Origin of the sequence: Streptomyces colwelliae (genome assembly GCF_048158785.1) — a bacterium.
Lineage (GTDB): Bacteria > Actinomycetota > Actinomycetes > Streptomycetales > Streptomycetaceae > Streptomyces.
This window is the reverse complement of the sequence record NZ_JBLTJC010000344.1, coordinates 1-10931: the sequence shown is the minus strand read 5'-3', so window position 1 is coordinate 10931 and position 10931 is coordinate 1. Positions and strand designations below refer to the sequence as shown.

Below are 10931 nucleotides of genomic sequence, written 5' to 3'. Positions count from 1 at the left end.
ACATAGCCGCCGCGCCGCCACAGCAGCGCGACCGGCGCCCCCGCACGGTCTGCGATGTGTGCCCGCAGCCGTCGATGTACGCGGCCTCCTCCAGCCCGCCCGAGCCACCGCCGCGCGCCGGCGGGGTTCGCTGATCATGGGCGCAACACTGCCGCACCGTAACGGCCGAGGGTGATCTCGCCCTCGGCGGTCGTGTCGGTGAGCACGTCGTGGTGAGTGCCGGGGAGTTCGACGGTGACTGGTTCGCGGCTGTGATTCAGGAGGAACAGCAGCTCCCCGCGCCGTACGGCCTCGATGCCAGACGGAAGCCCGGCGAGCACCGGTCGGACGCCCGCCTCGGCTGCCACCCGGGCGAGCAGGGCACGGAGCGCGCGCGGTTCCGGGAGCGTCGAGACGTACCAGGAGCTGCCTCTGCGCAGGACTGCGGGCAGGCCGTCCAACTCGCCGCCCTTGTAAGGAATTACCTCATCGGCACCGCCGTCCTCGGGTTCGATCTCCTCGGACCACAGAGTTCCGCGGAAGCCCTCGCACTCGGCGGTCTCCCCCGCGTCCAGTGGCCACCACTCGTGCAGGGTGCGGATGCCGAACAGTTCGCGGAGTCGGGCGTCCATACCGCCGGGACGTACGCGGTCGTCCTCGTCGGCGATACCCGTCAGGAAGCCGGAGACGAGGGTGCCGCCGGCGCGGACGTACGCGAGGAGGTTGTCGATCGCGGTGTCCGTGAGGAGGTAGAGCTGCGGGACGACGACCAACTTGTAGGCGGACAGGTCGTGTTCGGGGTGCGCGAAGTCAGTGGTGAGGTGGGACTCCCAGAGGGCGCGGTGCCAGGCGCGGAGGACTTCCGGGTAGTCGACCTCGGTGGAGAGACGGCCGTCCTGCGCACCCGCCCACCAGGCGTTCCAGTCGTGCAGGATCGCGATGTCGGCCGCGATCCGACCACCCGTCACCTGATCCCCTATGTGGGCGAGTTCGGCGCCGAGCTGCTTGACCTCCTGGAAGGTGCGGCCTCGCTCCCCGGCGTGGCTGAGCATCCCGGAGTGGAACTTCTCGGCGCCCTGGCGGGATTGACGCCACTGGAAGTAGCAGACGGCGTCGGCGCCCCGGGCCACGGCCTGGAGGGACCAGAGACGGTTGAGGCCGCGCGGCTTCGGGTGGTTCACGCCGCGCCAGTTGACCGGACCGGCCGCCTGTTCCATGAGCATCCAGGGGCCGCGCGCCTGCGAGCGGGTCAAGTCCTGTACGAGGGCGGCACTTTGGGCGCCGAGCGGATCGCGCGGGTCTGGATAGAGGTCGACCGAGACGACGTCCTCCTCCTCGGACCAGCGCCAGCCGTCCTGCCCGACCCACAACGGCATGAAGTTGGCGGTGACCGGGATGTGCGGGGTGTACCGGCGGACGATGTCGCGCTCGGCGGTGTAGCACTCCAGGAGCATGTCGGAGGTGAAGCGCCGGAAGTCGAGCACGTGGGTGGGGTTGTTGAGGTAGTGGGCGTGACGCGGCGGCAGGACGCCGTCCCACGTGTCGTAGCCCTGGCTCCAGAAGGCAGTACCCCAGGCCGAGTTGAGGGCGCCGAGCGTGGTGTACTTCGCGCGCAGCCAGCGGCGGAAGGCGACGGCGGCCTCGTCGCCGTAGTCGAAGGTGCAGTACTCGTTGTTGATGTGCCACATCGTGAGCGCGGGGTGGCCGCCGTAACGGGCGGCCAGGGCCTCGGTGATGGCGGCGGCATGGCTGCGGTAGACGGCGCTGGAGTGCGAGAAGTGCTGCCGCCCGCCCCACCATTCGATGCGGCCGTCGGCGTCGCGGGGCAGGGTCTCCGGGTGGAGGCGCCCCAGCCACGGGGGCGGTGAGGAGGTGGGGGTGGCGAGGACGACGCCGATCCCACTGTCGTGCATCAGATCCATCAGCCGGTCGAGCCAGCCGAACTCCCGTGCGCCCGGCTCGGGTTCGAGCTTGGCCCAGGAGAAGACGCCGAGGGTGACGGAGTTGACGCCGGCGTCCTTCATCAGCCGGACGTCCTCGTGCCAGGTCTCCTCGGGCCACTGCTCGGGGTTGTAGTCACCGCCGAAGAGGACGCGCCCGCGCGTGGCGTCGCTGAGCTGAGGCATCAGATCTGCTCCCCGTACTGGATGCCGCGCCCGTTGGTGGCGAGGTACACGCGGCCGTGGACGCGCGGGTCACCGGCGATGGCCTGCCCGGTCCAACCCCACTGATGCTGATCGTCGTTGATCCGCACCCAGGTCTTCGCCTCGTCGTCGGAGCGGTAGACGGCGGTGATGGTCTCGGTGGAGCCGACCTGATAGATCGCGGGGTAGTCCGCGCCGACGGCGGCCCTGCCGAAGCCGAGGGTGTACGAGGCCCAGCAACTGGCGACCTTCGAGAAGCTGAGGCCCCCGTCGACGGACCGGTAGAGCCCGTTCCACTTGACGCTCAACCACAGGTCACCGGACCTGCCGGGCGCCGCGACCAACTGGAACTGGCTGTCCCCGGCGGGCAGCCCACTCGCACGCCCCGTGAACGAACGGCCACTGTCAGTGCTGGCGTATAGCGTTCCTGTGTCGGTGTCGTATGCGTAGAAGAGCGTCGGGTCGGCCGGGTCGGCGACCGGCGTGGCGCCCTTCGGGAAGGAGGAGACCTCGGACCAGGTCGCGCCGTTGTCCGCCGAGCGGTGAGTCGCGTACTTCGTGCCGTCCCAGTGCACGAAGGACCACAGCAACGTACCGCCGTCGGCACTGGTGGCGATCGGCCCCGGTGCGTCGTGGGCGAGGGAGGGCTGGGCAGCGAAGGGCGCCCAGGTCCGGCCGCCGTCGCCCGAGTACGCACCGTTGCCGTTGTCGCCCCAGCCCGTGCGGACGACATACGACGGCCTGCCCGCGGCCTGCGCGATTCCCGTCGCCGACCCGAACACGGGGTTCGCCGCCATGCCGCGCGACGGAGACGCCGTGAGCCGCTCGTGGTACATCACGCCGATGTCCCGCGAGGCGCTGATCAGGTGCGCCTCCCCGACCGGGGGCGAGATCAACTGGATCACGGACGTCTCCTCCAGGCCACGGATCCGCGGTGCCCAGTGGGTGAGGTCACGGGTGCCGTAGAGCGTGGCACCGGTGCCGTAGACGACGTGCTTCGAGTCGTACGGGTCGACAGCCACGGCCTGGATCCACCAGCCGAACTTCGGCTGGTCCGCACCCCACTTGAGGAAAGGAGTCTCGGACACGTCGAAGACAGCGGCGTCCTTGAGGGACGTCCAGGTACGGCCGCCGTCGGTGGTCCGGTACAGGGTGTCGACGGCCGCCCAGCGGTTGTTGGTGGAGACGACGACGGTGCCGGCGCGACGGGCGTCGACGGCGACTCCGCCATAGCCGAAGCTGTCGCTGGACCCGTCGGACGTGGTCCCGCCCGGCTTCACCGGCGTGACCTCCGTCCAAGTCCCGCTCGCGACGGCCAACTTGTGCACACTGCCGGTGGACTGGCCGTTGGGCCCGGGCGCGTCGGCGTACGTCACGTACAGCTCGCGGGCACGGGCGTCGTACGCGGCCCGGATCGGGACCTTGGCGGAGGTGCCGGTGGGCTGCGCGGGGACGGCGGTCCAGGTGGTGCCGTCGGTGGTGCGGTAGAGGTTGACGGCAGTCGCGGTGCCATCGCTGTCACCCCACCCGGCGTAGACGGCACGGCCGACGGCGAGGAGGAAGGTGACGCCCTGGCCACTCTGACCGGCGGTCGCCGGGAAGCCGCTGACGGCTGCCCAAGTGGCGCCCCGGTCGGTCGACTTGAGCAACCCGTCGTGCCGGGTGCCGAGCCACAGGGTGTCACTGTCACGCGGGTCGACGAGCAACCGCTCCCCCGCCCCACGCCCGTCCTCGTTGCCGCCGAGCTTCACGGTGAGGTCGGTACGGGTCCAGGTCGCACCCCGGTCCTCGGAGCGGAGTACGGCACCGTTGCCGGCCCAGGACTGGGCGTAGGTGCCGACGGCGAGGTACAGCCGGTCAGGGTGCACGGGGTCGACGGCGAGCGCCTCCACACCGAGCAAGTTCCAGTCGTCCCACCCGAGTTGATCGGTGAGGGGGGTCCAGCGGGCGGTCCGGTCGTCCCAGCGGTAGGCACCGCCGATATCGGTACGGGCGTAGGCGAGGCCGCGGACGGAGGGGTGGAAGAGGACGCCGGTGACGAATCCAGTGCCTCCAATTACGGCATTGCGCCAGCGGTAGGAGGGAGTTTCCGCCGCATGTGCTTTCGCGGCGACGCCCGGCACGGTGGTGAGCGCTGCGGCGGCCGCAGTCCCGGCAAGAACGGCCCGGCGGCTCAGTCGGGACGTAAGCATGCACATACCTCGCTGTATGAGATGGGGTAAGAGGACCTACCTAAGGGGCGCGGGGCTGTGTCGATTTGCGGCTCCGCCGCGTGGGCGCGACCAGCCCCCACGCACCCGCAGACAAAAGACAACCGATTCAGCCCTTAACGGCGCCCGTAAGCATCCCCTTCTTAAAGTGCCGCTGCACAAACGGCGAAAGCACAACCACCGGCAACAAGGCCATCACCATGACCGCCATCTGCACGGCAAGCCCCGACAACTCCCCCGTCTTGATCGCCTGACCAAGCCCCACCGGAGCCTCCTGCTTCTGCACCAACTGGATCATGACGTTCTGCAACGGCATCATGTCCTGGTCGTTCAGATACAGCGACGCGTTGAACCAGGCGCTCCAATACCCCACGGCATAAAACAACGTGATAACCGCCAGCACCGCCCGCGACAACGGCATCACGATCACCCACAGAATCCGGAAGTCACCGGCGCCGTCGATCCGCGCACTGTCGATGAGTTCCTGCGAGATCCCCATGAAGAACCCGCGCAGCACAAGGATGTTGAAGACACTGAGCGCACTGGGCAGGATCAACGCGAGATAGCTGTCGGTCAGGCCGAGCGACTGAACCAGCAGATACGTCGGAATGAGCCCGGCGCTGAAGAACATCGTGGCCAGCATCATCATCAGGATCCACCGGTGCCCCAGCGACCCGATACGCGAGAGGCCGTAGGCACAGAGGACGGACACCGCCATGGAGAACGCCGTGCCGACGACGGTGATGAGGACGCTGATGATCGCCGCGCGGGTGACCTGGCCGCCGCTGAGGAGTTCCTTGTAGGCGACGAACGTGATGCCCTTGGGCACCATGACGAGCCCGCCGGCCTGGTCGATGGTCTTGCGTGAGGAGAGGCTCGTGACGAGGACGATCCACAGCGGGAAGAGGATGGCGAGACAGGCGAGCGTGAGGACGAGCCCCTTGCCCGCGAGCCCGACCCTGCCGGGTTCCTCCTCCCAGGTCGGCCGGGGCGGCGCGGCCCAACGACCGGGCTGCCGTACGGACTTGGCAGACGTGGCGGGCTCGACGGGTTGGTCGATGACGGCGGTCACTTCTTGTACACCCCCTGCTCGCCCATGAGGTGGGCCACTTTGTTCGCGGCGAGGACCAGGCCGAGGCTGATCACGCCCTTGACGAGTCCGGCGGCGGCCGCGTAGCCGAAGTCCTGGTTGCGGACGCCGTTCCACCAGACGAAGGTGTCGAGGACCTCCGCCGCTCCCGGTCCCACGGCGTCGCGTTGGAGCAGGATCTGTTCGAAGCCGACGGTCAGCGCGTCACCGACGCGGAGGACCAACAGCAGTGCGATCACCGGTCGTAGCGCGGGCAGCGTGACGTGCCACATGCGGCGCCAGCGGCCGGCGCCGTCCATCGCGGCGGCCTCGTACAGATCAGGACTGACGGAGGACAGCGCGGCGAGGAAGACGATGATCCCCCAGCCCGCGTCCTTCCACACGCTCTGCGCGGTGATGAGGAACTTGAACGTGTTGGGGTCGGTCATCACATCGAGGCCGTCGAAGCCGTGTTGCCGCAGGAGTTGCGAGAACAGGCCCGCCCCGCCCAGCAGTTGCTGGAAGACGGCGATGACCAGCACCCAGGAGAAGAAATGCGGGAGGTAGAGGATCGCCTGGGAGAGCGCCCGGACCCGGGGCCTGACCACGCTGTTGATGAGCAGCGCGAGGAGGATCGGGATCGGGAAGAACAGGATGAGCTGGAGGAAGAACAGGACCAGGGTGTTCTGTACGGCGTTCCAGAAGGACGAGTCCGCGAAGATCTGCTGGAAGTTCTCCAGGCCGACCCAGGGGCTGTGCAGCATCGAGACGATGCCGTTGTCGCTGACGTAGGGGTCGTAGTCCTCGAAGGCGACGATGTTGCCGAGGATCGGCAGGTAGTTGAAGACCAGGATGAGCAGGACGGCCGGCAGGGTCATCAGGAGCAGGACGCGGTCACGTCTGAACCTGATCCGCCAACTCACCTTTGCCTTGGGCTTGTTCTGGCGGGAGCCGGTGGCGCCGCCGGACGCCACCGGGGTCTTGCCCGTCGTGTCGGCCTCGGTCCTGCTCCGAGGCACCGTGCTGTGGGACACGGTCGTTCTCCTTGCCTCGGTACCCGGTCAGCTCGCCGCCGTGCCGTTGTCGTCGAGCAACTTCTGGTACCAGGCGCGGAGTTTGTCGCCGCCCTTGCTCTTCCAGTCGGAGACGGCCTGCTGCATGTCGCTGATCTTCTTGCGGCCGCGGGTGATGTCGTCCTCCAACTGCTCGAAGTCGTTGGAGAGGTTGGTGTAGCGGCTCGGCTCGGTGATCTGCTGGCCGTAGAACGTCGACTTCTTTGTGAAGGCGCCCATCCGCTGCTGCCACTCGACCTGCGCCTTGGCGACCTCGGGGAAGTCGGGGTGGGCGATCGTGGCGGCGGGGCTGGCGACCATCACATAGGCGTTGATGACCTCGTTGTTGCCCTGGTCGGTCTTGGTGGGCACACCGTTCTTGACGGTGTAATGGGTGCCCTCCACGCCGTAGTTGGTGAGCATGTACTCCTTGGTGCCGTACGGCGCGGCGGTGACGTTGGCGACGGACAGCGCGTCGCGGATCACGGACTCGGAGGCCTTCTTGCTGATGAAGGCGAAGATGCCGGCCGGTTCGCCCGCCCAGAGGGTCGGGTCGCCGCCGTCGTGGCCGAAGATGTCCATGCCCCAGATCTTGTAGTCCGGGTTCTGGGTGGCCTGTTCGGCGGTGCGGCTCCACCACTGCGAGATGTCCTGGGGGTAGATGAGGAACTCGCCCGCCGCGAACTTGGGGCCCGGGTCGGTGGCCGCGCTCTTGCCCAACTTGGCGTCGGGGTGCACGTATCCGGCGGCGAACAGCTTGCGCGTCCACTCCAGCGCTTCGAGGTACTCCTGGGTCTCGATGCGGTTGACCAGCTTGCCGTCGACGAGGTTCCAGCCGAGCGACTTCTCGCTGCCGGAGAGCACGCCCCACATGTTGAAGGCGGTCCACTTCATGTCCAGGCAGGCCCAGCGCTTGGCCTTGGCGTTGGTGATCTCCTTGGCCAGGGCCATGAACTCGTCGGCGGAGGTGGGGACTTCGTACCCCTCCTTGTCGAAGATGTCCTTGCGGTAGAGCGGCACGATGTTGGGGACGTACGAGGACGGCATCGGCAGTCCGCGCAGCGCGCCGCCGAAGACGCAGCGCTGCCAGGCGTCGGACGGGATCGCCGCGAGGTTCGGGTACTCCTTGACCTTGTCGCCGGCGAGGTAGGGGCCGAGGTCGGCGAACTTGCCGATGATGGCGCTGGGTATCTTCCCGCCCATGTTCCAGCTGGGGACGACCACGACGTCCGGGACGTCGCTGGAGGCGAGCACCGCGCCGAGCTTCTGGTCGTAGGTGTTGCCGTCCTGGTTCTGCCAGGCCACGTCGACGCCGATGAGGCTGTTCATCGCCTTGTAGTAGGCGTTGTCGCTCTTCGGCGGGGAGCCCCAGAACGGCGACATGATGGAGACCTTGCCGCCCTTGCCGAGCTTCTTCGGCACCGAGGTCTTCAGCGTGGCGAGGTCCAGCTTGCTGGAGAAGCCGATCGCGGAGCCGTTCTTGGAGGGGAGGTCCGGGGTCACCACGTTGCTGGCCACGAACGTCGGCAGCAGCTTCTTGACGCCCTTGCCCTCCGAACTCCCCCCGCCCGAGCCGCTGTCCGAGGCTCCGCAGGCGGAGAGCAGCGGTACTCCTCCCGCCACCGCTGCGGCGACGACCGCCGTGGAGGCGAGGAAGCTTCTCCGGCTGGGAGCGGAGGCGGCGGAGGCGTTCGGCGTCATTGCGTCAACCCTTCATGGCGCACCAGGACACCCGGCGGTGGAGCCGTCGGCTGCGGTGTCTTGAGTGGAACAGAGCACTTAGTCGAAGCGCTTCGATGTTGCTGCGAGGTTAAGTGAACACCCAAGGGTGCACAAGGGTCGCTCCCAAGATTCCTCCGAGGTGTGCGGCATGACCTGTCCGTATGTGCTGCTTGAAATAACGGTGAAGGTCTCTTGACACCTGACGCGCATCGAATCAGCATCGAAGCGCTTCGAAAGAGCCGCGCCGCTCCATCGCAAGGGGAACCCCACGTGACCGCACAAACGCCGCCTACGCCGCCTTTCCGCGATCAGCACCTGCCGTTCGCGAAGCGCATCGACGATCTGCTGGCGCGGCTCACCCTCGACGAGAAGGTCGCCTTCCTGCACCAGTACGCGCCCGCCGTGGAGCGCCTGGGCGTCGCCGCGTTCCGCACCGGCCAGGAGGCCCTGCACGGCGTCGCGTGGATGGGCCCGGCGACGGTCTTCCCGCAGGCGGTGGGCTTGGGCGCGACCTGGAACGAGGATCTCGTACGCCGGGTCGGCGACGCGGTGTCCAAGGAGACCCGCGCGATGCGCGCCCGCGACGACCGAGTCGGCCTCAACGTGTGGTCCCCCACGGTGAATCTGCTGCGCCACCCGCTGTGGGGCCGTAACGAGGAGGGCTACTCGGAGGACCCGAAGCTGACCTCGGCGATCGCCACCGCGTACACACGCGGCCTGCGCGGCGACCACCCGACGTACTGGCGCACTGCGCCCGTCCTCAAGCACTGGCTGGCGCACAACAACGAGACGGGCCGCGACATCTCGTCGTCCTCGGTGCGCCCGCGCGTGCTGCACGAGTACGACCTGCGCGCCTTCCGCGACACGGTCGAGGCGGGCGCGGTGGCGGGGGTGATGCCCGCGTACAACCTGGTCAACGGCCGCCCCAACCACGTCTCGCCCTATCTCCGCGAGCACCTGCGCGCCTGGACCGACGAGGACCTCCTGGTCTGCTCGGACGCGGGCGCGCCCTCCAACCTGGTCGACTCCGAGCACTACTTCGACACCCACGAGGAAGCGACGGCGGCCTCGCTGCTGTCCGGAGTGGACAGCTTCACCGACCACGGCACGGACGGTTCGACGATCGTCGCGCGGGTCCAAGGAGCCCTGGACCAGGACCTGTTGACCGAGGGGGACATCGACGCTGCGGTCCGCCGTCAGCTCTCGGTGCGGTTCCGACTCGGCGAGTTCGACCCGGCGCACGACCCGCACGCGGACACCAAGGACTTCGACACTCCGGCCCACCGGGCCCTCGCCCAGGAGGCGGCCGAACAGGCGGTGGTCCTCCTCAAGAACGACGACGACCTGCTGCCCCTCGCGCACGACACCCGTATCGCCGTCGTCGGTCTGCTCGCGGACGAGTGCAAACTCGACTGGTACAGCGGCACGTTGATCCACCGCTCCACTCCGCTGGAGGGCCTGTACGAGCGGTTCGGGGCAGAGCGCGTCGAGTTCACGGAGGGCGTGGACCGCGTCCGGCTGCGCACCTCCCAAGGCACCTTCCTGCACGTCCCGTCGGCGGACGGCCCCGACGAAGTACGCGGCGCCGAGGGCGCGTTGGACCCGGCCCTCCTCGCGGGCCGCACCGATCTCCCGCCGCTCACCACGGACGACACCGGCACCGAACTCGCCCTCGTCGACTGGGGCGAGGGCGTCCTCACCCTCAGCGCCCCGGACGGCCGTTACCTCTCGGTCGCCGACGACGGCTACGTCCGCGCCTCCGCCGACCAGCCCGGAGGCTGGGTCGTCCAGGAGACATTCCGCCTGGAACCCCACGAGAACGGTCACCTCCTGCTGCACATCGGTACGGGTCGCCACGTCTCTGTCGCCGCCGACGGCGTGAAGGTTGCCGAAAAGGGCGCGGAAATCTTCGAGTTGGTGATCGCCGAGCGCGGCGAGGACGCGGTGGCCCGGGTCGCGGAGGCGGCGGACGTGGTGCTCGTCGTCGCGGGCAACGACCCGCACATCAACGGCCGCGAGACGGAGGACCGTACGACACTCCAACTCCCCGCCCACCAGGAACGCCTGCTGCGCGCGGCCCGCGCCGTCAACCCGAAGACGGTCCTGGCCCTGGTCTCCGCGTACCCGTACACGGTCGACCCCGCCGAACTCCCCGCGATCCTGTGGACCGCCCACGGCGGCCAGGCGGCGGGCACGGCCCTGGCCCGCGTCCTCGCCGGCGACGTCTCCCCCGCCGGCCGCCTCCCCCAGACCTGGTACGCCGCCGACACCGACCTGCCCGACCTCCTCGACTACGACGTGATCGGCGGCCAACAGACCTACCTCTACTTCGAGGGCACCCCCCTCTTCCCCTTCGGCCACGGCCTGTCGTACGCGTCCTTCACTTACGGCGACCTCAGGGCGCGGGTCGAACTCGACGCGGTGCACGTGCAGTTCACGGTCACCAACACGGGTGATGTGACGGCCGACGAGGTCGCGCAGCTGTACTCCAGCGCGGTGAACCCGTCGGTCCCCCGCCCGCTCAGCGAACTGGTCGCACACCGCCGCGTGACACTCGCCCCGGGCGAGGCAGCGGTGCTCTCCTTCGAAGTCCCGCCGTCCGCCTTCGAGTTCTGGGATGTGAAGCGCGGCGGTTGGCGCCTGGAACCCGGCCCGTACGACTTCTTCCTCGGCGCCTCCAGCGAGGACATCCGCCTGCGCACGACGGTGACGCTCACCGGCGAGCCCGCCGCACCCCGCCCCCTGTCTCTTATAC

General features: G+C 68.6%; 6 protein-coding genes. 1 reads left to right on the top strand and 5 read right to left on the bottom strand.

Annotated elements, in window-relative coordinates; translation table 11 throughout:
- Positions 1–134: 134 nt before the first annotated feature.
- The 5 genes from ACNFOC_RS42820 to ACNFOC_RS42800 form a co-directional block, all read right to left on the bottom strand.
- Positions 135–2105, bottom strand: a complete 1971-nt coding sequence (locus ACNFOC_RS42820) for a beta-galactosidase (protein WP_416964411.1) — start codon at positions 2103–2105, stop codon at positions 135–137.
- Positions 2105–4315 (bottom strand): 1,4-beta-glucanase, encoded by a 2211-nt coding sequence (locus tag ACNFOC_RS42815; protein WP_416964410.1) that lies wholly within the window; start codon positions 4313–4315, stop codon positions 2105–2107. The genes ACNFOC_RS42820 and ACNFOC_RS42815 overlap by 1 nt, the downstream gene beginning before the upstream one ends.
- 127 nt (positions 4316–4442) lie before the next feature.
- On the bottom strand, positions 4443–5405 hold the full coding sequence (locus tag ACNFOC_RS42810; protein WP_416964409.1) for a carbohydrate ABC transporter permease: 963 nt from the start codon (positions 5403–5405) through the stop codon (positions 4443–4445).
- Positions 5402–6436, bottom strand: a complete 1035-nt coding sequence (locus tag ACNFOC_RS42805) for an ABC transporter permease (RefSeq protein WP_416964408.1) — start codon at positions 6434–6436, stop codon at positions 5402–5404. Before ACNFOC_RS42805 ends, ACNFOC_RS42810 begins: the two co-directional genes overlap by 4 nt.
- A 27-nt stretch (positions 6437–6463) precedes the next feature.
- Positions 6464–8155, bottom strand: coding sequence for an extracellular solute-binding protein (locus ACNFOC_RS42800; protein ID WP_416964407.1), 1692 nt, complete (start codon positions 8153–8155; stop codon positions 6464–6466).
- Positions 8156–8446: 291 nt separating this feature from the next.
- Between ACNFOC_RS42800 and ACNFOC_RS42795 the strand changes: the two genes are divergently transcribed.
- A partial coding sequence (locus ACNFOC_RS42795; protein ID WP_416964406.1) for a glycoside hydrolase family 3 C-terminal domain-containing protein occupies positions 8447–10931 on the top strand: 2485 nt, incomplete at its 3' end.